The sequence below is a fragment of the Kribbella orskensis genome (genome assembly GCF_004342085.1).
GTDB lineage: Bacteria > Actinomycetota > Actinomycetes > Propionibacteriales > Kribbellaceae > Kribbella > Kribbella orskensis.
In genome coordinates, this window is the sequence record NZ_SLWM01000015.1 from 140453 (window position 1) to 163376 (window position 22924).

Annotated in this window: 26 protein-coding genes; 12 read left to right on the forward strand and 14 right to left on the reverse strand. The window is 67.2% G+C overall.

Annotation, left to right across the window (positions count from 1 at the left end; translation table 11 throughout):
* The first annotated feature begins 148 nt into the window (after positions 1 to 148).
* Entirely contained in the window at positions 149 to 1582 is a 1434-nt protein-coding gene (locus EV644_RS30960; RefSeq protein WP_241999020.1) for an alpha/beta fold hydrolase, read from the forward strand.
* A gap of 78 nt (positions 1583 to 1660) precedes the next feature.
* Here EV644_RS30960 and EV644_RS47280 read toward each other — a convergent pair whose 3' ends face one another.
* A complete protein-coding gene (locus EV644_RS47280; RefSeq protein WP_132192601.1) occupies positions 1661 to 2092 on the reverse strand; it encodes a cupredoxin domain-containing protein in 432 nt (143 codons plus the stop codon).
* A gap of 638 nt (positions 2093 to 2730) precedes the next feature.
* On the opposite strand from EV644_RS47280, the gene EV644_RS30970 reads away from it, so the two are divergent.
* Positions 2731 to 3522 carry a class I SAM-dependent methyltransferase gene (locus EV644_RS30970; RefSeq protein WP_132192603.1) on the forward strand — a complete coding sequence of 264 codons (792 nt, stop codon included), beginning with the start codon at positions 2731 to 2733 and terminating at the stop codon, positions 3520 to 3522.
* 180 nt (positions 3523 to 3702) lie between these two features.
* Here the strand turns inward: EV644_RS30970 and EV644_RS30975 are convergent, their stop codons facing one another.
* Entirely contained in the window at positions 3703 to 4428 is a 726-nt protein-coding gene (locus tag EV644_RS30975; protein ID WP_199240089.1) for a neutral zinc metallopeptidase, read from the reverse strand.
* A gap of 151 nt (positions 4429 to 4579) precedes the next feature.
* On the opposite strand from EV644_RS30975, the gene EV644_RS30980 reads away from it, so the two are divergent.
* Positions 4580 to 5836, forward strand: a complete 1257-nt coding sequence (locus tag EV644_RS30980) for a hypothetical protein (RefSeq protein ID WP_132192605.1) — start codon at positions 4580 to 4582, stop codon at positions 5834 to 5836.
* Positions 5837 to 6088: 252 nt separating this feature from the next.
* On the opposite strand, the gene EV644_RS30985 is transcribed toward EV644_RS30980, so the two are convergent.
* A complete protein-coding gene (locus EV644_RS30985; protein WP_132192607.1) occupies positions 6089 to 6907 on the reverse strand; it encodes a hypothetical protein in 819 nt (272 codons plus the stop codon).
* Positions 6908 to 7353: 446 nt separating this feature from the next.
* Between EV644_RS30985 and EV644_RS44775 the strand changes: the two genes are divergently transcribed.
* The 3 genes from EV644_RS44775 (at position 7354) to EV644_RS31000 (ending at position 9630) form a co-directional block, all read left to right on the forward strand.
* Positions 7354 to 7557 (forward strand): hypothetical protein, encoded by a 204-nt coding sequence (locus EV644_RS44775; RefSeq protein ID WP_158292970.1) that lies wholly within the window; start codon positions 7354 to 7356, stop codon positions 7555 to 7557.
* 230 nt (positions 7558 to 7787) lie between these two features.
* Positions 7788 to 8270: a GNAT family N-acetyltransferase gene (locus tag EV644_RS30995; RefSeq protein ID WP_158292971.1), complete on the forward strand. Its 483-nt coding sequence runs from the start codon at positions 7788 to 7790 to the stop codon at positions 8268 to 8270.
* 163 nt (positions 8271 to 8433) lie between these two features.
* Complete coding sequence (locus EV644_RS31000; RefSeq protein WP_132192613.1) at positions 8434 to 9630, forward strand: epoxide hydrolase family protein; 1197 nt, start codon at positions 8434 to 8436, stop codon at positions 9628 to 9630.
* A 172-nt stretch (positions 9631 to 9802) separates the two neighbouring features.
* Here the strand turns inward: EV644_RS31000 and sigJ are convergent, their stop codons facing one another.
* From sigJ to EV644_RS31025, 4 genes are all read right to left on the reverse strand, one after another.
* The gene (gene sigJ, locus EV644_RS31005) at positions 9803 to 10726 is read right to left on the reverse strand and encodes an RNA polymerase sigma factor SigJ (protein ID WP_132192615.1); all 924 of its coding nucleotides are present in this window, start codon (positions 10724 to 10726) and stop codon (positions 9803 to 9805) included.
* Positions 10727 to 10755: 29 nt separating this feature from the next.
* On the reverse strand, positions 10756 to 11229 hold the full coding sequence (locus EV644_RS31010) for a DoxX family protein (RefSeq protein ID WP_199240090.1): 474 nt from the start codon (positions 11227 to 11229) through the stop codon (positions 10756 to 10758).
* Positions 11230 to 11559: 330 nt separating this feature from the next.
* A complete protein-coding gene (locus EV644_RS31015; RefSeq protein WP_132192617.1) occupies positions 11560 to 12036 on the reverse strand; it encodes a hypothetical protein in 477 nt (158 codons plus the stop codon).
* A gap of 665 nt (positions 12037 to 12701) precedes the next feature.
* Entirely contained in the window at positions 12702 to 13379 is a 678-nt protein-coding gene (locus tag EV644_RS31025) for a hypothetical protein (RefSeq protein ID WP_132192619.1), read from the reverse strand.
* Positions 13380 to 13462: 83 nt separating this feature from the next.
* Here EV644_RS31025 and EV644_RS31030 point away from each other — a divergent pair, with 83 nt between their 5' ends.
* Positions 13463 to 13936, forward strand: coding sequence for a MarR family winged helix-turn-helix transcriptional regulator (locus tag EV644_RS31030; RefSeq protein WP_199240091.1), 474 nt, complete (start codon positions 13463 to 13465; stop codon positions 13934 to 13936).
* Between the two features lie 92 nt (positions 13937 to 14028).
* On the opposite strand, the gene EV644_RS31035 is transcribed toward EV644_RS31030, so the two are convergent.
* Genes EV644_RS31035 through EV644_RS31045 form a run of 3 tightly spaced genes read right to left on the reverse strand, consistent with a single transcriptional unit; the run spans position 14029 to position 16301 of the window.
* Positions 14029 to 15312, reverse strand: coding sequence for a cytochrome P450 (locus EV644_RS31035; RefSeq protein ID WP_132192621.1), 1284 nt, complete (start codon positions 15310 to 15312; stop codon positions 14029 to 14031).
* 15 nt (positions 15313 to 15327) lie between these two features.
* Positions 15328 to 15609 carry a nitroreductase/quinone reductase family protein gene (locus tag EV644_RS31040; RefSeq protein ID WP_132192623.1) on the reverse strand — a complete coding sequence of 94 codons (282 nt, stop codon included), beginning with the start codon at positions 15607 to 15609 and terminating at the stop codon, positions 15328 to 15330.
* A 32-nt stretch (positions 15610 to 15641) separates the two neighbouring features.
* Positions 15642 to 16301: a hypothetical protein gene (locus tag EV644_RS31045; RefSeq protein WP_132192625.1), complete on the reverse strand. Its 660-nt coding sequence runs from the start codon at positions 16299 to 16301 to the stop codon at positions 15642 to 15644.
* Positions 16302 to 16399: 98 nt separating this feature from the next.
* Here EV644_RS31045 and EV644_RS31050 point away from each other — a divergent pair, with 98 nt between their 5' ends.
* A complete protein-coding gene (locus EV644_RS31050) occupies positions 16400 to 17038 on the forward strand; it encodes a TetR/AcrR family transcriptional regulator (protein ID WP_132192627.1) in 639 nt (212 codons plus the stop codon).
* 69 nt (positions 17039 to 17107) lie between these two features.
* Here the strand turns inward: EV644_RS31050 and EV644_RS31055 are convergent, their stop codons facing one another.
* Positions 17108 to 17542 carry a VOC family protein gene (locus EV644_RS31055; RefSeq protein ID WP_132192628.1) on the reverse strand — a complete coding sequence of 145 codons (435 nt, stop codon included), beginning with the start codon at positions 17540 to 17542 and terminating at the stop codon, positions 17108 to 17110.
* Between the two features lie 400 nt (positions 17543 to 17942).
* On the opposite strand from EV644_RS31055, the gene EV644_RS31060 reads away from it, so the two are divergent.
* Together EV644_RS31060 and EV644_RS31065 are read left to right on the forward strand one after the other, a co-directional pair.
* Positions 17943 to 18359 carry a YciI family protein gene (locus tag EV644_RS31060; RefSeq protein WP_132192630.1) on the forward strand — a complete coding sequence of 139 codons (417 nt, stop codon included), beginning with the start codon at positions 17943 to 17945 and terminating at the stop codon, positions 18357 to 18359.
* Positions 18359 to 19573 carry an RNA polymerase sigma factor gene (locus EV644_RS31065; RefSeq protein WP_132192632.1) on the forward strand — a complete coding sequence of 405 codons (1215 nt, stop codon included), beginning with the start codon at positions 18359 to 18361 and terminating at the stop codon, positions 19571 to 19573. The genes EV644_RS31060 and EV644_RS31065 overlap by 1 nt, the downstream gene beginning before the upstream one ends.
* 65 nt (positions 19574 to 19638) lie before the next feature.
* Here the strand turns inward: EV644_RS31065 and EV644_RS31070 are convergent, their stop codons facing one another.
* Both EV644_RS31070 and EV644_RS31075 read right to left on the reverse strand, forming a co-directional pair.
* Positions 19639 to 20211, reverse strand: coding sequence for a permease prefix domain 1-containing protein (locus EV644_RS31070; protein WP_132192634.1), 573 nt, complete (start codon positions 20209 to 20211; stop codon positions 19639 to 19641).
* A complete protein-coding gene (locus tag EV644_RS31075) occupies positions 20193 to 20537 on the reverse strand; it encodes a PadR family transcriptional regulator (protein ID WP_132192636.1) in 345 nt (114 codons plus the stop codon). The genes EV644_RS31070 and EV644_RS31075 overlap by 19 nt, the downstream gene beginning before the upstream one ends.
* A gap of 58 nt (positions 20538 to 20595) precedes the next feature.
* Between EV644_RS31075 and EV644_RS31080 the strand changes: the two genes are divergently transcribed.
* Entirely contained in the window at positions 20596 to 21579 is a 984-nt protein-coding gene (locus tag EV644_RS31080; RefSeq protein WP_132192638.1) for an ATP-binding cassette domain-containing protein, read from the forward strand.
* Positions 21576 to 22412 carry an ABC transporter permease gene (locus tag EV644_RS31085; protein ID WP_241999023.1) on the forward strand — a complete coding sequence of 279 codons (837 nt, stop codon included), beginning with the start codon at positions 21576 to 21578 and terminating at the stop codon, positions 22410 to 22412. Before EV644_RS31080 ends, EV644_RS31085 begins: the two co-directional genes overlap by 4 nt.
* Positions 22413 to 22570: 158 nt before the next feature.
* Here the strand turns inward: EV644_RS31085 and EV644_RS31090 are convergent, their stop codons facing one another.
* Complete coding sequence (locus EV644_RS31090) at positions 22571 to 22921, reverse strand: Rieske (2Fe-2S) protein (protein ID WP_132192640.1); 351 nt, start codon at positions 22919 to 22921, stop codon at positions 22571 to 22573.
* Between the last annotated feature and the right edge of the window lie 3 nt (positions 22922 to 22924).

A 22924-nucleotide genomic window follows, 5' to 3' on the forward strand; every position in this document is an offset into this window, starting at 1 on the left:
CCGGTGCCACCGGGAGATCTTTCCTCGCCAGACAGCGCGGGACGCGACGCAAAGCAACGCACCCGGGTACACGCCACCACCGATCGTCTGGGGCCAGTGCGCCAGCGTTTCGCTGCAGAACGCCGGCGCGCGGTGCGGCCTGCTGACCGTGCCGCTGGACTATGCCAAGCCCCAGGCGGCAAAGATCAAGATCGCGGTCTCGCGGATCCTGCACAAGACCTCCGACGCGAACGCCCAGGGCGTCATGCTGGTCAACCCGGGTGGCCCGGGCGGCTCCGGGCTGGGCCTGGCGCGGCTCGGAGAGTTCGTGCCCCACAACGGCGGCGACCCCTACGACTGGATCGGCTTCGACCCCCGCGGCGTCGGCTCCAGCCAGCCCTCGCTGAGTTGCGACGGTGAGTACTTCGGCGGCCCGCGCCCCTACTTCGTCCCCGAGACGAATGCGCTGCGACAGGCATGGTGGCAAAAGACCCGCCAGTACGCCCGCGACTGCGGCGCCGCCGGCGGCGCCCTGCTCGACCACATGAAGACGACCGACTGGGTCAACGACATGGAGAGCATCCGCAAGGCGCTCGGTGCCGACAAGATCAACTACTACGGGTTCTCCTACGGCACCTACCTCGGCCAGGTCTACAGCACGCTGCACCCCGATCGGGTCCGCCGGATGGTGTGGGACGGTGTCGTGAACCCGGCCGACGTCTGGTACGACGCCAACCTCAACCAGGACATCCAGTTCGACAAGAACATCAAGGTGTACTTCGACTGGGTCGCCAAGCACGACGACGTCTACCACATCGGCACCGACGGCGCCGCGATCGAGGACCTCTACTACTCCATCCAGCAGCAGTTGCGCCGGAACCCCTTCGGCACGCTCGGCCCGGACGAGTGGAACGACATCTTCGTCGGGGCGGCCTACTACGTCTACGGATGGGAGGACGTCGCCCAGGTATTCGCAGCCGCGAAGGCCGGCGACCTGGGTCCGGCCCGCGACTACTACGGCGACCCGACCGGTCCTGGCGCGGACAACACCTACGCCAACTACCTGGCGGTCCAATGCACCAACGTGCAGTGGCCACAGGGCTGGGGCAAGTGGGCCAAGGACAACTGGGCTCTGCACCAGACCTCGCCGTTCCTGACCTGGAACAACGGCTGGTACAACGCGCCCTGCCGCTACTGGCCAGGCCGCGTGGGCACGCCGACCAACGTCAACGGTGCACGGGTCCCGGGCGTGCTGCTCATCGAGGAGACCAACGACGCGGCCACGCCGTGGGCGGGTGCGATCGAGGTGCGCAAGCGCTACCCGCGGTCGGTGCTGATCGAGGGCGTCGGCGGTACGACGCATGCCGGCTCGCTGTCAGGGGTGTCGTGCACCGACGACCGGATCGCGACGTACCTGCTGACCGGCGCGCTGCCGGCGCGGCTCCCCGGTGAGCGTTCCGACGTCCAGTGCGATCCGGTTCCGCAGCCCGACCCGACCCCGGCGGTCGGTGCCGCGGCGATGAGGGCAAGCGGCTCCACAGTGCAGGACCGGCTGCCTGCCGACCTGCGCCAGATCATCACGCAGGCATCGACAGTCCGCTGAGCTGCTGACGTGACGAGGTGGCGTGTGCCGGGGCTCGGCTCCCCGGCGTACGCCACCTACATGGAGTCGACCAGCGGACTACTTCACGGTGATGGTGCCGGTCATCTCCGGGTGGATGGAGCAGTGGTAGGCCACCGTGCCGGCGGCGCTGAAGGTGTGGGTGAAGGTCTGGCCGTTCGACATCGGCGATGACGCGAACGAGTTGTCATCGGCCGTGACGGTGTGCTGCGTCGAGTCGTCGAACTTCCAGGTCACCGTGGTACCGACCGCGACGGTCAAGGTCATCGGCGTGAACATGAAGTCTTTGATCTCCACCATCGACCCACCGGCGGGAGCGGCCGAACCGCTCGAGGCCGACTGCGTCGCAGGCGCCGATGTAGTACCTCCGCCACTATCCGACTCGGGGCCGCAGCCGGTTGCCAAGACGAGTACGGCCAGCAGCGCGACAAGGCCGACCAGCAGGCGGCGAGGTCGTAGCGAAGAGCCGCACGAAGTTCCTGCTCGCTTCATGAATGCCTCTGTCAGCGGAGACGCCGGACGCGGTCGCCTGACCAACGACTTCGGCAAGCGAACCCGTCGGGCCTAGGTGCTTGACACACCTCAAAAGACGCTACGCCGGAGGCACCCGGTTGCAAAGGCCGCCGTCCCCGGACGCGAGGGCTGGCGAGAACGATCTGTGGTCCGCAACGGATGAGGCGCCTGCCGGCGATTCCCGCGAGAATCGAGGCGGAGAGCGGAGGGGGTCAGTGTGTGGTACATCGTCATCTTCGCTGGGTTGGCGGTCCTTCTCGTGGTCGTGGTGCTGATCCGGAACGAGCGCGTCAAGGCCGGTCGAGGCGGTTCCGGGACACCGACGGGTACCGCCAACGCGTCCCGTACTGCGTCGGGCAGTGCTGCGCGGCGGGAGCGGAAGCGGCGGCGCAATCGCGAGGAGACCGCCGCAAGCGACACTGACAGAGGTACACGCAGGGGTGGTCAGTTGCCTGCCGAGACGACGCAGGTCCGAACGGTCGCGGCCTGCCCGCGTTTCGCTGCGACTTCGACGGCAATGGCGAAGGCGCGTGTGGTGAGTGGGGATCGGGGTTCACGATTGATTCGATCGAGAACTATCGCTTTTCGCCATCTACAGGCGGGCCTACTGTCATGCCATGAACGCGGAACGCCAGAACCTGCCGTTCGACTATGACGCCGAGCTGCGTCGCTATCACCGGCGGCTGCTGACGGCAATGGATGTCGGACCCGCTGACCACGTGCTCGACATCGGCTGCGGTACCGGGCTCACCACCCGGGAGGCCGCCAGAGGCACTGTCTCCGGGAGCGCGGTCGGCGTCGACATCTCCGCCCTGATGGTGGCGACTGCCCGCCGGCTCAGCGAACAGGATGGCTTGCGCAATGTTCGCTTCGAACAGGCTGATGCCCAGATACACCCTTTTCCAGCAGAGCATTTCTCCCTAGGCATCAGCCGGTTCGGCACGATGTTCTTCACCGACCCAGACGCCGCGTTCACCAACATCGCCCGCGCGTTGCGGCCGGGAGCACGGCTGGTACAGCTGGTGTGGCAGGACAGAAGGCACCAGGAGTGGGATGCCATGATCCGTGATGCCCTGGCCGACGGACGCACACCGCCCGTTCCCGCGGGCGGCGACCCGTTCTCCCTCGCCGACCCAGCAGCCGCAGAACGCCTCCTGACCGCAGCCGGGTTCATCCACATACACGTCACCGACGTCCGCGAACCCGTCTACTACGGCCCGAACGCCGAAGCCGCGTCCAACGCAGTCCGCAGCCTGTGGATGACACAGGACCTACTCGCCGACTTGAACCCAGCCCAAACCGAACAAGCACTCCAGCGGCTACTCGCCATCATCGCGGCCCACCACACCGGCGACGGCATCTGGTTCGACTCACGAGCCTGGATCATCACCGCCCAACGTGGTTGGTGATCACTGCGATCACGCTGAAGCGGCGGTCGGTCGCGGAGGTGGTCGCCAAGTACGGTGTCGCCGGTCGTGGCTGTATGAACTGCTGGCCCGGTACGGGTGGAGGGCGAGGCGACGTTCGAGCGGCGAGTGCAGTCGCGAACCGCCGTAAGCGACACTGACAGAGGTCGCCGCAGGGGGTGTTCAGATGCAGGCCGAGACGCCACCTTGTACGCCGGTGTTGAAGGACGAAGTCCTCTCTTCGGCGCTGCCGTGGTCGCTCTCCTTGGTCCAGGGGTAGTCGTCCGCGACCGCGGCCAGTGTTTTGGCGAGTTCCTCGCCGTCGCCGGGCTCGATCGCGATCACGCCTTCATCGGCCGCCCCTTGCAGCGCGGCCCCTGCCAGGCAGTCCGCCTGGAGCTCCGCCGCGACCGAGACCAGGTCGTTGTCCAGCCTCGCCTGGATCGCGTGGCCCCACTCGTGGGCGATGATCAGGTAGACCCAGGCGTCGCCGATCTGGCTATAGCCGGCTGCCATCAGGTCTTCGTCCCACGCCAGGAAGTCGCCCGGCAGGCAGTAGAAGGCATTGAACGGCACGGAGGGCTCGCCCCCGCAGGACGGTCCGTCTGTGCCGGTGTAGGCCCCGGCGACGCGTGGACTTCGGTACGGCTGTCCGAACTGCTGGGCGAAGTGACGACGCCAGAACCCATCCACCGCTTTGACGGCGGTCTGTTCGTCGTCCTGCATCGCCTCGCGATCGACTGCGGCTTGGGCCGTCTGTGTTGGTTGCGCCGATTGGGTGGTCTCGGCTGTAGACCCGTCAGGTGGAGCCGAGGACGTAGTACAACCGCTGGCGAAGACGGCCACGGCCATCGCGGTCGCCGGCCACCCGAGCGCAGTACGTTTGAGCACGATCTCAGCGTCGTACATGTCTGACCCGTGGGCTTCACCCTGCGCGGACGAGAAAGTGCGCGAATCGAAACCGGGTCGCTGTGGTCGCTCGGTGTATCAGCGGGCGCCCCGGACGCCTCCGCAAGACGAGCTGCCGTACGCGGTTAGGGCGCTGAGGGGGAGATCGAGGATGGGCGACTACGGGCTCACCGAGGGCATCGGGCGCGTGGACGCCCTCACGGCACCTTCGATCGAGAACGTCAGGACGACTTTTGCCGCTCTGGACCGCACGGTCGACACGGTCAGTGCGGGGTGCCGGGCCGTCTCCGAGACCCTGGAGGCCGTCGGCTCAGCCCTCCAGGTGATCACGCAGAGCGGGGGAGGACTGGGGCAGCAGTGGGGCGGATTCGGCATGATCGGTTTGCCGATCGTGGGCGCCATGCGCGCCGTGCAGGGCGTCACCAGCCAGTACGTCAAGCAGCAGACCGGGATCCCGCTCAACACCTGGACGGATCTCGTCGCCAGTTCGTCGGCCCAGTTCGAGGCATACCTGTCCCAGCTGGAGACCGTTGCTGCGCTCGCCGAGCGGTACCACCCCCCGGCGGACAGCGAGATGGACCTGGAGGCAGCGCGGGAGGACCAGGAACTCCTCGTGGACATCCGCTGGCGAACTCAGGCCTGGAAGCAGATCTTGAGCCGTGTGGCGCAGTTGGGCCGGCTCGTGGACGCCATCCTGAGGGCGAACCTCACTGGCGAGCCAGGACCGGCCGAGGCTGATGGTTCGGACAGGTCGTCCGGTTTCTCAGGTTCATTGCAGAAACGGTTCAAGGAAGTGCAGACCCGGACCGTTGAGAGGTCGAGTGACCTGCGGGAATGGGTGCTTCAGCCTTTTGTCGAGGTCCGGGACAAGGTCAAGCAGTTGCCTGCACAGACCGCACAACTGTCCCAGCAGGTCACGTTGCTGGAGGTTCTGCTCGATCTCGAGGTCGCCGAGATCCGCGCCTGCTTGGGTGAGATCTCGCCCACTGAGGCCAGGATCGTCGGCATCAGGGTGGCGGCCGGGGTGACCCTGCCCGAACTTGGAGAGCGGCTCGTAGCCGCTAGGCAGTGCGCGCTGGACCACGAGGCCTACCTTGATCGACTCGACGGCGCTCGCAACGCCGGTGAGGTGGATGCCCGGGTCTACTCGATCCTTTTGGAGGAGTACCGGAACGGGCTGGCGAGCAGCCGGTCCCGTCTTGCCGAGCTCGAGGCCGAAGCGGACCTGTGGCGACGAGATGGCCAAGCAGTGCTCGACGCCTGCGCCGACTGGATGACGCTGGAGCTGGACGTCCTGGCTGCGCGGTCACTGACCGAGCGGGCGGAGGCATCCGCCGATCGTCGCGCTCTCCTGCAGCGCGAGCGCGACCGTCTGGACGAGGCTAGAACCGTCCTGGCCTCGCTTTAGCGCTTCAAGTAGCGGCGCGCCCCGCACGATTCGAAACCTGCGACCAACGGATTAGAAGGTCGATGGACTCACTTGACAGGAGGCAACCTGAGCCTGGTCAGGCATCTCCAGTTTGGGCGTGTGTTGGCGTGCTCCCAGCCGATCTGGCTCCGGCGCCCGCGCGTCTCCGGCTGCGAGCGGCCAACGACGCCGCCGCGCCGCCTTGCCGGTGGCTTAGATCGGACTCCGGCGCTCCGTGACCGCGAGATGCGGTTACGGAGCCAGGTCGACGCGGATATCCCCGGACGTGTCCGGCAGCAGGATGACTGTGGCCCCGTTGTCGTGGGTCCAGCCGACAGGCAATAGAAACCAGCGACCGCCAGTGTGCACCAGCATCCGGAGGCCGTTGTAGCGGAATGCGAAGGCAGCTCCGGCCGCGCCGAGGGGCTCAAGGTTCACCCCAGGCCCGGTGATTTGCAGGCGGACGCGGCTGTACACAACTGCCTGCGGGTGGGTGGATAGCGTCAACTCTATTGCTCTCGCTGCGGCTATCCCGCGCTGCTGGGCCACATTGGCTGTTGCCCAGAAGACCGCGACGAGGAGGAGTGCCGCCGCTAGGACTCGTCGCAGGGTCCCAGTCCCATCGAGGGCTGTCCTCAGTGGTGCGGGCAACCTCTCGGTGGCCCGGGCGGTTTCTACGGCGTACTCGAGCAGGAGCGCGCCGGTGCCCAGCGCCACGGGTGCGGCCAGTGGGCTGAGGAACGGGTCGTGGCGCCGATGGAGTCCGATCGCTCCGAGCAGAAGCATCGTCGTGGCGATGGCGGCGAGGGCAATCCAGGCGATTCGTCGCCATCTGAGGGTGGCCCGACCCAGCAGGTGCAGGAGCACGTAGTGGCTGGCGACGGCCACCACGGCGCCGACGAGGAGCGTTGCTAGCGGAAGGAACAACGTGCCCGCGCTGCGTACGAGGTAGTCCGTTGTCGAGAAGTCCAGACTGCCGAGGTCGATGCCGAAGTAGGCAAACAGGGCCTGCTCGCGCACGTAGCCGAAGTAATACAGCACTGCGGTGAGGACGCCGGCTGGGGCTAGCACGCGGCTAGCGAACTCGACGACCGGACCGAGTCCTCGATCGCTGGCCGACGAGCTGGCGGACCGCTTGCTCACGACGTCAAGGGCCTTCGGCCGGAGACGCTGGCGAGAGTGACGAACCGGTAGACGGGCCAGAAGTGGATATCTCAGTTGGCGTCGGACTCGGAGTCGGCGTCGGCGTCGGACTCGGGTTCGGCGTCGGACTAGGAGTTGGCGTCGGACTCGGAGTCGGCGGGGAAGGTGTTGTAGTCCTAGCGATCTCACCGAGCAGCTCCGATGTCCTGACCCCGACCCGCAGACACAGGTGGCTCGGTTCGGAGTTGCACAGCGACTCGCCCGGTCGATGGTCGATGATTTCGACGTACCCCCCGTCACCCAACGTCGGGCGGTCGCTCTCGTCGTATGCCTTCAGCCCCAGGCACATGTCGAGCGGTCGGCAGCGGAAGCGGGTGATCTCCGAGCCTGGCAATCTCAATAACGATCTGCTGGATCGTTTTCGGACAGTCGCCGGTGCTGGCGATCTCGATGAGGTTCTTGCAGGCTTTGGCGAGGGTCTTGGCTTGCTCCTTGGTAAGGCGGACTCGGATGACGTCGGTGGCCCGGGTCTGGACGTCTCCACCGATAGCCAATCCCTGCCCCTGCAGTGGCAGTGAGGTTGCTATCGGCGAGGTCCGCGAAGTGCCAGACTCGCTGTCCCCACAAGATGTGACCAGAGCTATGCAGATCAGAATGCCGAGTGCCGCGGCCCGAAGTACCATGACGCCCCCTCCACTGTCCAGGATGCCTTCAGGGCGCATTCGTCGCCAGCCCCGGTGGATCATTTGAGCTCTGAGGACGTGTGACTGACACGAATGCAGATGTCGTAAGGACCGCGCGCCTCCTGGTGCGCTTGCCCACTGAGGCTGACCGGGACCGGTTCGTCGAGCCCGTCTGTGACGAGGACTTCATGGTGTTCTACCCAGGCGTCCTCACCGAGGAGGAGGCCACGGACCGGTTCGACCACATGGTCGCCGTCTGCCAGACCGTCCCGTTTGGCAAGCAGCCGTTGGTCGAACAGTCCGCTGGGCTGGTCGTGGGATACACCGGTGTCGACTACATCGACTTCGAGGGCAAGACCTGGCTGGAGTGGGGATACCGGCTAGTGCCGGAGTGCAGGGGCCGCGGGTATGCCACCGAGGCCGGCCAGGCTCTGCTGGCCAAGGCTCACCAGAGCTATGCGGGTGAACTGCTGGCCATCATCGCCCCGGAGAATCTCGCTTCGCAGAATGTCTGTCGCAAGCTCGGATTCACCTTCTGGAAGCAGGCGCTGGTAGAGGGCGACCTCCGGAATCTCTACAGCCTTCCTGTCGGACGATCCGCCCCGTAGGTCAGGCCAGTCAGGCCACCCGGAACAGCGCCCGAACTGCCAGGCCCGGGATTGGGCAAGGGAGTCTCACGGGCGCGAAGCGACGGGCCGAGCGCGACGCTGAGTGGCAACCGATCCATCCGCCGGCGCCCGGCGCCGGTCGAACCTACCGGGCAGGTGCACCATGTCCAACGAAAACGAAATCCGTCCCTTCCGGCTCGACACGCCGGAAGAAGCGATCGCCGACCTGCATCGCCGGATCGCGGCCACGCGCTGGCCCACCCGAGAGCTGGTCACCGATCGCTCCCAGGGCGTGCAACTGGCGACGGTCCAGGAGCTGGCCCGCTACTGGACGACCGATCACGACTGGCGCGCGTTCGAGGCGAAGCTGAACGCGCTACCGCAGTACACGACCGAGATCGACGGCGTCGAGATCCACTTCATCCACGTGCGGTCGAAGCACGAGAACGCACTGCCGCTGATCATGTCGCACGGCTGGCCGGGCTCGGTCGTCGAGCTGCTCGGGGTCGTCGGCCCGCTCACCGACCCGACCGCTCACGGCGGCAACCCCGAGGACGCCTTCCACCTGGTGCTGCCGTCCTTGCCTGGCTACGGCTTCTCCGGCGAGCCGACCGAGCTCGGCTGGGAGTCCGGCCGCATCGCACAAGCGTGGGCGCAGCTGATGGACCGCCTCGGCTACACGCGCTACGTCGCCCAGGGCGGCGACGTGGGCGCCGCCGTCACGGACGCGATGGGCCGCCAAGGACCTGAGGGGCTGGTCGGGATCCACGTCAACTTGCTCGCGACGGCGTTGGGCATTGTCGATCAACTGCCGGCGGAGTCCGAGCAGGAACGCGCGGCGCACGCCGCGCTAGCGACGTTCACGACGGACGGCTTCGCCTACTTCCTGGAGCAATCCACCCGGCCGCAGACGATCGGCTACTCCCTGCTGGATTCACCCGTCGGGCTGGCGGCCTGGATGCTCGACCACGACACAGACAGCTACTACAAGATGTCTCAGGCGTTCGTCGACAAGCTGCCGACGGGTGGCCTCACCCGGGACAACATCGTCGACAACATCACGCTGTACTGGCTGACCGGCACCGGCGCCTCGGCCGCCCGGTGGTACTGGGAGTTCGGACGGTTCCTGGCCGCGGCCGGTGCGGCCGGCCAGGCTCCTCCGCCGGTCACCGTTCCCGTCGGCTTCACGACATTCCCCGGCGAACTCTGGGCTGCTCCGCGCAGCTGGGTCGAGACGGTCTACCCCGGCCTCGCCTACTTCAACGAGGTCGACAGCGGCGGCCACTTCGCCGCCTGGGAGGACCCCGACCTGTTCGCGACCGAGGTGCGAGCCGCGTTCCGCCCGCTGCAGAATTCCTGAGCTCGCCGCAAATTCCACACCAGGACCAGGGCACGTCCCCGGAAGGCATGTGCCCTGATCCTGGGTGGCGCGTCCGGCTGGACTCGAACCTGGCAATGAAGCGCGGCGTTTAGCTCGGCCCGTGATTCCTGACGCGTCACAACTCTCACTACAAGCCTGTTGCTCTCAACGCTCAAGCGCGCCGAGGGTCAAGCGATCGATCGTCGTCAGCGTCCTCATCGGCAATCGGCGAGAGGTTGAGATCGAGCCGCGCGAGGCGCTCCGGATCTACGAGAGAATCAATGTTGGCGATCTTGCCGTTCGTGACAGTGAAGGCCATCACCGAGAACACCTGGCCGTGCGGCGCCACCACGGCTCCGGCGGCGCCGTTCACGAGCGCGGGTCTGATGAACGGATAGAGCTTTGAGTAGGTGACGGTGTGCGCGGCCACCGCCTCCGCGCCGCGTCGTACGAGGGAGGCATCCGCGCGGAGGGTGCCACCATCGATCCGCAGTTGGACGTCGGGATCGAGCACCTCCAGGAGGGCATCGAAATCGCCGTCCCGGGACGCGGCGAAGAACGCGTCAATCACGCGCCGTTGCCGCGCGAGGTCAGCGTCCGGCTCCGGGGAGTTACGCAGACGTCGACGGGCGCGGCTGGCGAGCTGTTGCGCGGCCGCTTCGGAGCGATCGAGCGTGGCTGCGATGTCGGCAAACGGCACGGCGAACACGTCGTGCAGCACAAACGCCAGTCGCTCGGCGGGAGTGAGCTCCTCAAGCACTACGAGCAGAGCCAGGCCGACGGAGTCGGCCAGGAGCCCTTGGTGTTCCGGGTTGCCCTCTCCCCAGCTGACTACCGGATCCGGGACGTGCGCCGAAAGCTCCTCGCGTCGCGTTCTCCGTGATCGCAACATGTTCAGGCACACCCGGCCGACGACCGTAGTCAGCCAGGCCCGCATGTTCTCAACGGTCCCGCCGTCCTGGTCGCGAACCCGCAGCCATGCCTCCTGAACAGCGTCGTCGGTTTCGCTGACCGACCCGAGCATCCGGTAGGCAACCGCCCGCAGATGCGGCCGGTGCTGCTCGAATTGTTCGGTCAACCACTGACGTTCCTCCATCGACAACTCCTCGCTTGGCAATCGGATGGTCACCAGTGGTCGTGGTACGCGACGTTGGCGGACAGGGCGGCCGCCGCCAGAAGCAGGAAGAATACGGCTCCGCCGATCTGACGGTCATCGACTCGAAGATGCGCCGTCACCGCGCAGCTGAAGTACAGAACGAGGCCGCTCGCGGCAGCCGCCCCGAGCACCGGCACCGCGAAGCCTGCGAGAAGTCCAACGGCGCCGCAGGCCAGCAATGTGCCGAGCGGCGCCATCCACCATCGAGGGATCCGTACCCGGTCAGCGACGACCTTGACCGACTCGGCGCCGCTGAAGTTCAAGAACGCGGCGTAGCCGTTCACGAACGCCGCCAGACACGTGGTGACCATGAAGATGACGTACATACCCGTTAGACACGCGTCGCCCGAAAAACCTGACAACCCGAACGACGGTGGCGCCGAAGTGGTGACGGCGGTCACGAACATCGGGGGGCGCACGGGAAAGCTGATGACAGCTCTCACCTACAAAAGGTGTCGGCTTAGACCCCCATAGCCAACCTAGAAACGACGCTCGGTTCCGATGAGGCCCGAGCCCGCTCTCAAACGCTCTGCGGTGACATTAGGGCGTCTGAAACCGGTCATCCGCCGCAACGCTGGCGATCCCTAGGATTCCGATGAGATCGAGCAGCTCGGTGAGCTTGCCAAAGGCAACGAGCCTACCGGCGTGATCAGCTGAGGCCTGGTCGCTCGGAGGAATCCCCGCGCGGCGCCTTGCACTGACTAGGCATGTCCGGCTACAACCGGCCGAGCACGAAGGATGTGCCCCACCAGGTCGGTGCAACGTCTGACGGGTCAGGCGTCGATGCGGCGGCCGCTGAACTTCCCGGTGTTGGATTCCAACACTTCGGTGGCGCTCCCCGGGGCAAACACGGTGGCACGGTAGGTCCCGGAGATCTTGCCGTGCTTCAGCGTGCCCACGAGCCGCACTCGCACCGTCGGCCCGACCGATTCCGGTCCCCCCTCGCCCGGGAACCCGGTCCAGAAGGTCGCGCGGAACGACTTGCCGTGTCGCGCCCAGGTGCCGGTGAACGGCGGTCCGGCTGGGCTGATGTCGTGTGACACGAAGACGCCGCCCCCAGCGAAGCTGAGGACCAGCCGAACCTTGTCCGGCGAGCCGTCGTCCTGCCGTACGCTTATCCAACTGCCGAGCAACCCGTTGTCGTCGTCGGCCAACGCGGGAGTCGTCGCCAGCCCGGCGATCGCAACGCCACCCGCGGCGATTCCTGCACCCCTCAACGCCTGTCGGCGCCCCATCGCGTTCTCACTCATCGGAGTCCCTCCCAGAGATCCGTAGTTTCTTTCAAGCTGCACCCAGAACTGCGGAGTGGCAAGAACGTGCGGCCGTTTGTCCGCCTCGGATAGGCCGAGGTCACCGCAGCAGAACTGACGCATCGCTCCTTGTCACCAAGGCGTTGCCGCATCGGGGTCGGTGGCGTGCAAAGGCCACCACGACCCACATCAAGAGCGCGGGTCAGCGAGGTGTGAGCTTGATGACCCGCGCGCCTCCAACCCAGGCCAAGTGCAGGTCCCGGTGGTTGGGGTTGCCGTCCTGATCCACGTGAACTCTGCTGAAGCGGGCGAATGCCGGATTCGCGGCCGCCATTTGTGCGTATGCCGTTACGACGTCGGGCTCAGCGGTCAAAGCCTGGACGTCTGCCAACCTGGACTTTCCCTTGAACCTGAAGGCCACGGGCTCGCCGGTCCGAAGGTTTCGGGCCCAACCGAAACTGGTGCCGATGAGGAGGTCCTGACCTTGGGCTAGGTAGGAGACGGGCACTGTGTATCTACGGCCTGACTTTCGTCCCACGATGTACAGCGTGACCAGTCGGCCACCGATGATCCGACTTAGGCCCGGGGTGCGCAGCAGGCCGCGCACCACGAGATTGGCCAGTCCCTGCGCACGCATGGTCCGTACGGCTGGGGTGTTCGGCTTGTCAGTCATTGCTGTGGGTCACCACCGCTCGGACGGGAGGGAGCGCGGGGTGCTGGGTCGGGTCGCCGGTTGGAACCATGCGCACAACCTCCGCCGGCATCGCGCCAACCGTGAACGCGCGGACGGCCGGCCCGACGGACACGGTGACGAACGACGCCACCGGCGGAACTTCGGCGGGGAGCGGAACGGAGTACTCCCCTGAATCGAAGTGGGAGTCGATCACCCGCAGCGAGGTGCTCGTTGGCTCGGGCGGCCTGAACGAGGTGGCCCACCAAGCCTCGATGACGACCTGGGCGGGTTCCTGCAGGGTGAGCTGGACCGTTCTCTTCGTCGTGTCATATGCGATGCCGTAGTGGTCTCCGGCAGTCGACGTGACGCCCTCGACCTGGGCGGCGATGAGGCCTGCGATTCCGGCGAGTCCCTGCACAAAGGTGACGTGGCCGTTGACCTTGGAGATCTCTTCCCTGAGGAACCGCTTGGTGTTGGGCGGAACCATGCCACCGAAGACGACGACATCGAGGTCCGTGGCGTCGTACTCCGTCAGCACCTCGTCGAACTGGTTCGTTGCATCTGCGCGGAATCCCTTACCTCGCAGGATGTCGGCAGCGTCAAGGATCACGCTCGGGCTTCTGCCGATGACCAGAATCCGTTCGGTTCCACTGGTGGTTGGGTCGTCCATGAGCCGGTCTCCTCGCTAGAGCCTATGTTGGTCTAACCAACATAGACCATGTTGGTCTCCCCAACAACGAGTACTGTGGACCCATGCCGATGGATCACCCGCCTGGCCGTACTCCGGCCCGTGTCAAGGATCGTCCGACATGGCTCATCAGCCGGACCTTCGCTCGCTCGTCGGGTCTCCTCTCCGCTGGGTTCGAGTCCCGCGGCCGCGGCCTTCGCAGTTACCACTACCGCCTCTTGGCTGCGCTCGACGAGTGGGGGCCCGCGAGCCAGGCTGACCTGGGCCGTGGCACCGGGATCGATCGCAGTGACGTCACGGCAGCCCTGTCCGAGCTCGAGTCACGTCGGCTCGTCGAGCGGTCCGTCGACCCCGCGCACCGGCGGCGCAACATCGTCACCATCACCCAGGCCGGAGTCGAACAACTCCTGGAGCTCGACAACGTCCTCGACGGTGTTCAGGAGCAAGTCCTGAAGCCTCTGACACCTGCGCAACGGCGCCAGTTCATGGCTCTGATGGCGAAGCTTCTGGCGACCGAAGACGAGTCGCCGAAGGGATGACTCTGGCAGCCGCGGAACTCCTGATGGACAAGACTTCTGGTTGTTGAGGCACCGTCAGGTCGTGTCGCAGGTAGACGGCCCGGGATGACCTGCTACGACTCCCCGGTGGCATGCCTCGCGAGAGGGCCCGGGGTAGCTGCCTCGACCCGAATCGACAGGGTCTGGTAGCCGCGCAGCACGAGTCTGTCGCGGCGGGTGGGGTTGCGGTCGGGATCCGCCGAGATGCCCGGGAAGCGGTCGAGGAGGCGTGGGAAAGCCAAGGATGCTTCGAGCCGGGCCAGGTTGTTGCCGATGCAGATGTGCGGGCCGGCGCCGAAGCTGAGAGGTTTGCTGCCGGTGCGGGCCGGATCGAAGCGGTCGGGGCGCGGGTACCGGGCGGGGTCGCGGTTGGCTGCTCCGAGCAACAGGATCACGTCGCTGCCGTAAGGGACGGGGACGCCTTCGGTAACGAGGCCGTCGGCGCGAGCCACGCGGGTCGTGACCTGCACCGGAGACTCGTACCGCAGGACTTCTTCGATGAAGCCTGCTGTCGTGACCCGGCCGGAACGCAGCGCCGGGGCGAGATTCGGTTGGTCCAGCAGGATCGCCAGTCCGTTGCCGAGGAGGTCCGTCGTGGTCTCGAATCCGGCCACCAGCAACAGGATCAGATTGGCGATCAGCTCATCGTCGGACAGGCGACCGTCATCCGTGTCGCGTGCGGCCACCAAGGCGCTGACGAGGTCGTCGCCCGGCGCCGTACGACGTTCGCTGATCAGGGGAGTGAAGTACGTTCCCAGTTCACGTGCGGCCGTGTCGGCGGGACCGTCCGTGTCGCCGGCAAGCTCCAATGCCGCGGTCAGCGCGGATGCCAGCGGGCGGAACTGGTGGCGGTCGGCCGTGGGGACCCCGAGAAGTTCGCAGATGACGGTGACCGGCAGTTGGAAGGCGAACCGATCCATGAAGTCGACCGTGCAGCCGTCTGCTCCGGACTCGGCGAGCCGGTCGAGCAGGGTGTCCACGGCGGCCACGACCGACGGCTGCAGTGCGGCGACTCGGCGTGGCGTGAACACCTGGGAGATCAACGAGCGCATGCGACCGTGATCCGGTGGGTTGGTCCGCAGAATTGATCGCTCCATCAACCGCAGCGCGGCACCGGCGGTATGGTCGTCCGCTGCTGCGGTCCGGCTCGGTGCCGTGTCCGGCAGGCCGAAGCCTGGATTCCGAAGCACCTGGTTGACCGCCGTGTAGCCGACCACAAGGAAGACACTGTCTGTGACAGCCAGGACCGGGCCGAGCCGGTGGGCAGCGGCGTAGAGCGGGAAAGGATCGGCACGCCCGGCTGGTGACATCAGGGTCTGGATGATCGCCGCCGCGTCTTCGTGGGGGGAAGGAGGCATCGTCGGGCCTGGCCGTCAGTGGTGCGTGGCGCCCGAGGCCACGCGGTCGACGGTTCGGCAGCGGCGTCCGCGAGTCAGTACGCCGCTGCCGGCCGCGCGGGCGTTCTTTACCCAGTCGGAACCGGGGTAGGCCTGCACGATGTACGGCACGCCGTCGACGATCACCGGGGCGACCGGGGTGGTTCGCAACCGGCCTGTCGTGCGGCCGGCGACTGTCAGCAACTGGGTCGGTCCAACGGGCAGGCCGATGCGGTGCAGCAGGATGATCAGGCGGTTGCGGAGACGTTGTCTGGGCATGGTGGGCTCCGTCGTGTGGCTGGCCGGAACTGTCAACGGGGTTGGTGGAGATCGTTGGCGGCGGCGCGGCCGAGGAGGATGAAGCCGACCGCGTATGACGTCGCGCCGGCGACTTCGAAGAGTTGGATGAGACCGAAGCGCGGCCCGGACGTGAAGATGAACAGGCCGCCGACCGTGTAGACGGTGGCACCCACGCCGAGCAGTACTCCGGCCCAGCGCAGGCCATGACGCCCGAGGGTACGGGCGAGCCACACGTATCCGAGTGGGAACACGAGCAGGGCCGGGAACACGATGAGCGCGGCGGGCGTGTCGAGGTCGGCCGGCTCATGCACCAGGCTCGGCGCGTACTCGGCTCGGACCGGGTTGTGGGAGCCGTCGAAGATGATCAGGGCGAACCACAGCAGGGTGCCGGTCAGGGCGGCGTACCAGGCGCGCAGGTCTCGCAGTCGGGTGATTTGGGTGCCGAGCGCAATCACGCTGGCCAGGCAGATGACCTGCAGGAACAGGCCTGCTGCCTGGATGTCATGAGTGAGGCCGTAGCGCTCGCCGACGGCGGCGATGCTCCATCCGTCACGAGCGGGATGCAGCAGCGTCCCCAGCCAGAACAACGGGCCGCCGATCAGCGCGGTCAGGCGTGCGGTGGTCCGGAGTTGCCGGCGCAGTGCGCTGGAGTGCGGGATCGTCTCGCTCATCTGACGTGATCTCCGTTCGCAGTGGCCCAGCATCTCACTGGAGTGTCGCTCTAGTGGATCACTAGTGGCTGACTCTAGTCAACTGATAGGTTGTGGCCATGAGCGCGAGAGCCGACCAGGCCACCAGCAGGGCGGACAAGGCACGTGCCAATCGGCGCCGGATGCGCGCGGCGGCGCTGGCCTTGTTCGCCGATCGGGGGTATGCCTCGACCTCGATGCAGGCCATCGCCGACGAGGCCGGAGTGGCCGTGCAGACGCTGTACTTCACGTTCGGCACCAAACGCGCCCTGCTCAGTGAGATCCTCGATATCGAGGTCGCCGGCGACGAGGAGCCCGTTCCGACGCTGGAGCGCCCCGGAGTGCTTGCCGCGATCGACGACCCCGACCGGGAGCGGCAACTTCGCGAGCAGGCGCGGATCGCCCGCGAGATCTATCAGCGTGTCGCACCCGTGCTCCAGGTCGTCGCGAACGCCGCGTCGGCCGACCCCGAGCTCGCGGAACTGTGGGAGACCAACAACACCCAGCGCGCCACCGTGATGGAACGGCTCATCTCCGCTCTCGCGGCCAAAGGTCCGCTACGAGACGGCCTCGACACGGCCATGGCGATCGACATCGCCCTCGCCCTGCAAAGCCCCGAGATGTACCAGTACCTCACGAAACGTCGCGGCTGGAGCCCTAGCCGATGGGAACAGTGGACAGCTGACGCACTGATCACCCAACTACTGCCCAGCCGGTAGCAGCACGGAGGTTTCACAGGGTCGGGCCAACACGCGAGTGATGGCCCGACGCTCCTGGCCCCAGCCGTGTCACCAGGGAGCGACGGTGATGCCACCCCAAGTCTCCGGGGCGACATCGCGCACGGTCTGGGTCAGCTCCCAGCGGTGACCGGCAAGGTCCTCCAGCATGCAGGAGCGCTCGCCGTACTCATGGCTCGTCGGTTCTTCAATCACTGGCGCCCCAGCCTGGCGGGCTCGAACGAAGGCGGCGTCCACGTCGGGCACGCGGATCTTGATCACGTGTGTGACACTTCCGGCGCTGGGTGGGACCTGCTGGCCGTGGACGTCCGCGACGACGACGGCACCGTCCTCGCCAACCCGCAGTTGAGCCCGGTGCGCCTCGCCGATGCGGACTCGCTCCTCGAAGCCGAACGCCGTTGCCAGCCAGGCAACCGCGGCGCGGACATCGGGGTAGACAAGCACTGGTGTCACGGTGGCCGGTGGCGCCGAGCGATTGGTCAACACAACCGCCAGCCTAGACGTAGCGGAGGACCCGAACACGCTGTCATCGGCAGTCCGCGCGGATCGCGGCAAAGGAGTGCGCCGCGGGCGAAACGCCGCTGAAGATTCCCGTCGCCCTCTCTTCAGCCAGGTAGCGGAAAGAAATCACTGAGCGCGTCCCGAATGCTTTCCCCAGATCCGGGTGAGCGTCGCCGCCTTCCAAAGCTGCGACGATAGGCTTTCTGATCAGCAGGGCGTCCGCGTGAGCCATCGCTCAGGGGCCGGTCTGACGGGCGGAACGCGGACCGGGGAATCGGCCGCGGCGCGGCGAAAGATTCTCCGGGGCCGTGTCGATTCGCGGGCCGCTCGTTCGACCTGGGTGTGCGAGGGCCGAGAGGCGGCCCCGCCGGATGAGGAGGACACGATGCCGAAGTACATGCTGATCTTGCGGGGCACCGATGAGTCGAACGCGGCCCTGATGGCCCGGTTCGAGGAGTTGGCGGCCTCGACGTACCAGTACATCGAGGACCTGGTCAAGGCCGGCGTGTTCGTCGCGGCCGAAGGACTGGACGATGCGGGCCAGGGCGTCGTGGTCGACTTCAGCGGCGAGACCCCGGTGGTCACGGACGGGCCATACGGAGAGACAAAGGAATTGTTCGGGGGCTACTTCCTGCTCGATGTCGCGTCGAAACAGGAGGCGGTCGAGTGGGCCAAGCGGATCCCGGCGGTCACCGGGTCCAAGATCGAGGTCCGGCGGGTGGCCGGCGACGACGAGATGCCGCTGGAGACCGCGGGGTCCGTCGAGGAACGGGGCCGGCGCGAGAGCAGCGGCCAGATCTGATGGGTGCGGCCGACGTCGAGGCCGTCTGGCGGATCGAGTCGGCGCGGATCGTCGCCGCGCTGACCCGGTTCACCGGCGATTTCGGGCTGGCCGAGGATGCGGCCCAGGAAGCGGTGGCTGAAGCACTGGTGTCGTGGCCGCGTGCCGCTCCGGCCGATCCGGCCGGCTGGCTGATGGCCACGGCCCGGCGGCGGGCGATCGACGCGATCCGCCGCCGGACCGCCCTGAAGGACCGATACGCCCTGCTGGCGGCTGACCCGGTGGTCGACGAGGACATCGACCCCGACCGGATCGACGACGACATCCTGGCGCTGATGTTCGTCAGTTGCCATCCGGTGCTCTCCCCCGAGGCCCGGGTGGCGCTGACCCTGCGCGTGGTCGGCGGCCTGTCCACCGAACAGATCGCCCGCGCGTTCCTGGTACCCGTGCCGACCGTGCAGGCCCGCATCACCCGGGCGAAGAAGACGATCGCGGCGGCCGGGGTGCCGTTCGAGCTGCCGCCGGCCGGTGAGCGCCGGGAACGGCTGGGCGGCGTACTCAGCGTCGTCTACGTGATCTTCAACGAGGGGTCGACGGCCACGTCGGGCGACCGGCTGCTACGCCCCGACGTCGCGTACGAGGCGATCCGGCTGGCCCGCAAGCTGGCCGCGCTGCAGCCGGACGAGCCGGAGGTGCACGGCCTGCTGGCGCTGTGCGAGCTGACGGCCGCGCGCTTCCCGGCCCGGACAGGCCCGGACGGTTCGCCGGTCCTGCTGGAGGACCAGGACCGGCGGCGGTGGGACTTCTCGGCGATTCGCCGTGGGCTGGCGGCGCTGGTCAAGGCCTCGACTCGCGGCCTCGGCCCCTACGGCCTGCAGGCCGCGATCGCGGCGGCCCACGCGTCGGCGCCCTCGGTCGAGGCGACCGACTGGGACCGGATCGTGGTGCTCTACGAGGCGCTCGGCCGGGTCGCGCCCTCGCCGGTGGTCGAGCTCAATCGGGCCGTCGCCGTGGCCATGGCCTCGGGTCCGGCGCAGGCCCTGGCCATCGTGGACGAGCTGATCGCCTTGGACCGGCTCCCCGGTTCGCATTTGGTTCCGACCGTACGCGGTGAGCTGCTGGCCCGCCTCGGACGGCGACCGGAGGCGTACGCCGAGTTGGAGCTGGCGGCCCGGCTGTGCGCCAACCAGCGCGAACGCTCAGTGCTGCTGCGCAAGGCGGCCGCGCTGCGCTGACTTCTCCAGCTCGGCCAGCCGGGATTGGAGATCATGGGAAAGCACACGCGCGATGTCGACGGGTGTTACCGGGCGAACAGGCGCGGGAGGTTCCGACCGGCCAGGACGACGCGAAGCAAGCTTGCTGGGACCGCCAGCGCCATCGCCCATGTCACAGCCGGCGCAGCGGTCGCGAGTGTGGCGAGTATGCCGAGGTCGAGCAGTATCAGAGTGATGCTCGCAGGTCCGGTGAGCCGGGCTGTTTTGGGGTTGTTGCTCCGGGCGACGATCCCTAGAGTTGCCGCCACGGTGAGCAAGGTGGCCCCGAAGGCGACTGCCGCGCCGGGGGCGATCTGCCAGTTCCAGGCATGTGCAGTGATCAGCGTCGTGGCCCACAGGCATGCGAACATCGGAGCGGTGGCGAGCAGTGCGATCGCGGTGCGTCGGCCTGAGGATTGATGAGCGAAGGCTGCTGTGACCTGTGCCGGCCGGCCGAATTCTGCGATGGCGACTCGAGCTGCCTCGGTGGGGGAGTTGCCGCGTCGTAGTTGGTGCTGGAATGTCTCTTCCAGGCCGTCGGCGAGCTCCTCGACCGCCTCGGCGGGGAGGCGCCGAGCAAGCTCGGACAAGTAGCTGTGGATCAGGTCGCGGTCGGCCATGGGCCTGGTTCCAGGAGTGTCGTGACTGCGGTGGCGAACTCGCGCCAGTTGGCGCGCTCGCCCGCCAGTTTCTTGTGGCCTTCGGCGGTGAGTTGGTAGCTGCGGCGGCGCCGTCCGTCGACCACCGACCAGGATCCGCTGATCAGCCCGGCCCGTTCGAGCCGGTGGAGCGCCGGATAGACGGTGCCGGTGGGCAGGTCGAACCGGCCGCCGCTGCCTTCGCGCAAGGCCTCCATGATCGCGTACCCGTGCTGGGGGCCATCGTTCAAGGTGGCCAGCAGCAGGACATCGAGGTGACCCTTCAACGCTTGCGCATCCGCCCTCATAAGTAGTTATCCTACAACAGGAGGATAGGTAGTAATCCTAGCTATGGATGGTGGCGTGATGAGTGAGCCTGCGATCGTGGCCGAGGGGCTTGTGAAGCGGTTCGGGGCGGTCGAGGCTCTGGGCGGCGTCGACCTGGAAATTCCGGCCGGTGCGGTGCTGGGGCTGCTCGGCCCGAACGGAGCAGGTAAGACCACTGTGGTCCGGATTCTCACGACGCTGTTGCGGCCGGATGCCGGTCGAGCACGGGTTGCGGGCTTGGATGTGGTGAGGCAGGCCGCAGCTGTGCGGCGGCGGATCGGCCTGTCGGGCCAGTTCGCAGCTGTGGACCCGTACCTGAGCGGCCGGGAGAACCTGCAGATGATCGGCAGGCTGTCCGGCCTGGGCCGCGGTCGTGCCCGGCACCGCGCGGGCGAGCTGCTGGACACCTTCGAGCTCACTGCGGCGGCGGAGCGGGTCGTGCGTGGCTATTCCGGTGGGATGCGGCGTCGTCTGGATGTCGCGGCCAGTCTGGTGGCCCGGCCGTCGGTGCTGTTCCTGGATGAGCCGACCACTGGTCTGGATCCGCGGGGCCGGATCGGGTTGTGGCAGACGATCGCGGAGTTGACCGCACAGGGAGCGACGGTGCTGCTGACCACGCAGTATCTGGAGGAGGCCGACCAGCGCGCCGACAGCATCATGGTCATCGACGCCGGCCGGGTGATCGCGACCGGAACGTCGGACGAGCTGAAGGCGCAGGTGGGCGGCGACCGCCTCGAGCTACGGGCTGCGCCGGGCGTCGACCCGGTCGCACTGGCGGCAGCCGTGGCGGATCTCGGCTCGGGATCACCGGTCGTCGACGCCGACGAATGCAAGGTGGTCCTGCCGGTCGTGGACGGTCAGAGCGTGCTCGGCGACGCGGTGGCCCGCCTAGGGGCGGCGGACCTGAGGGTGACCGATGTGGCGCTGCGTCGGGCTTCCCTGGATGACGTGTTCTTGGCTCTCACCGGCCAGTCAGCAACAGCCGTGGGCCCGGACCTTGCTGAGACCGGGAGCCGGCGATGATGAGCGGGTCGGCGAGATCTGTCACGCAGCCCGCCGCTACAGCAGATGCCGCAACATCGCGCGGGCTGCGTTGGTTGCTGGGCGACGTGTCGGTGATCACCGGTCGGAACCTGCGGCGGTTGACGCGTGTGCCAACCTTGATCGCCTTCGCCACGGTGCAGCCGGTGCTGTTCGTGTTGTTGTTCACCTATGTTTTCGGTGGGGCGATTGACCCGCCGGGAGTGGACAGGTACGTCGACTTCCTGCTGCCGGGGATCTTCGTCCTAGCGATCGCGTTCGGCGCCTCCCAGAGTGGTGTTGCGATTGCCGACGACCTCGCGACCGGCATGATCGATCGGTTCCGCTCGCTGCCAATGACTCGGTCCGCGGTGCTGGCCGGGCGGACCGTGGCTGACGCTGTGCGCAACCTGTTCGTCCTGTTGCTGATGACTGGTGTGGGTTATGCGATCGGGTTCCGCTTCCATGCCGGCGCTGCGGCGGCAATGGGCGCGATCGGGTTGGCGTTGCTGATCGGTGTTGCGTTCTCGTGGCTCAACGCGCTGGTGGGGCTGCTGGTTCATGATGCCGAAACGGCTGGCCTGGCTGGTCTGATGCCGGTCATCGTCTTGGTATTCACCAGCTCCACGTTCGTCCCGGTCGCCACAATGCCAGGCTGGCTGCAGGTGTTCGCGAAGGTCAACCCGGTAACCGTCACGGTCGACGCGTTGCGCGCCCTCGTGCTCGGTGGCCCGACGGCCGAACATGTGTGGCAGGCGCTGGCGTGGATCATTGGGCTGCTCGTGGCCACCGTACCCTTCGCTGTGCTGCGTTACCGCCGCGCGTCCATGGCGTGACCTGCGCGCGGGATTAGTGCCAGCAGGCTCTGCCGCTTCGGAGTCAGCAGCAGCTCTGGGGGTAGGCCCGCAGGTCTGCGAGGGCGGTAGCGCTTCACGTTGCGATGCCGCAAAGAGGATGCACACTGGTGCCATGGGCAACGTCCGTGCAGCCGGGTTCAGCCGCCGATGTAGAGCTCGCCGTCGCGCTCGGTCACTGGCGCCCGGCCGAGTGGCAGCACCCGCGTGAGCATGCGGTAGCCGAAGTCGAGGCCGGGCACCTTGGCGAAGGTCCCCTGCGGCCCGTTGACCATCCGGCCGGTCGCGACGTCGTAGGCCGAGCGGTGCCAGGGGCAGACCAGGCAGCCGTTGTCATCGATACTGCCGGCCGCTAGGTCGGCGCCGAGGTGGCGACACCGGCGGGTGACCGCGAAGTAGCGCCCGTCGGCGTTTCCGACGGCGTAGCGTCCGACGCCGACCACTTTGCCGGGCGGGAGATCGGCAGCTGCGCCAACCCTCTGTGCGCTCACTGC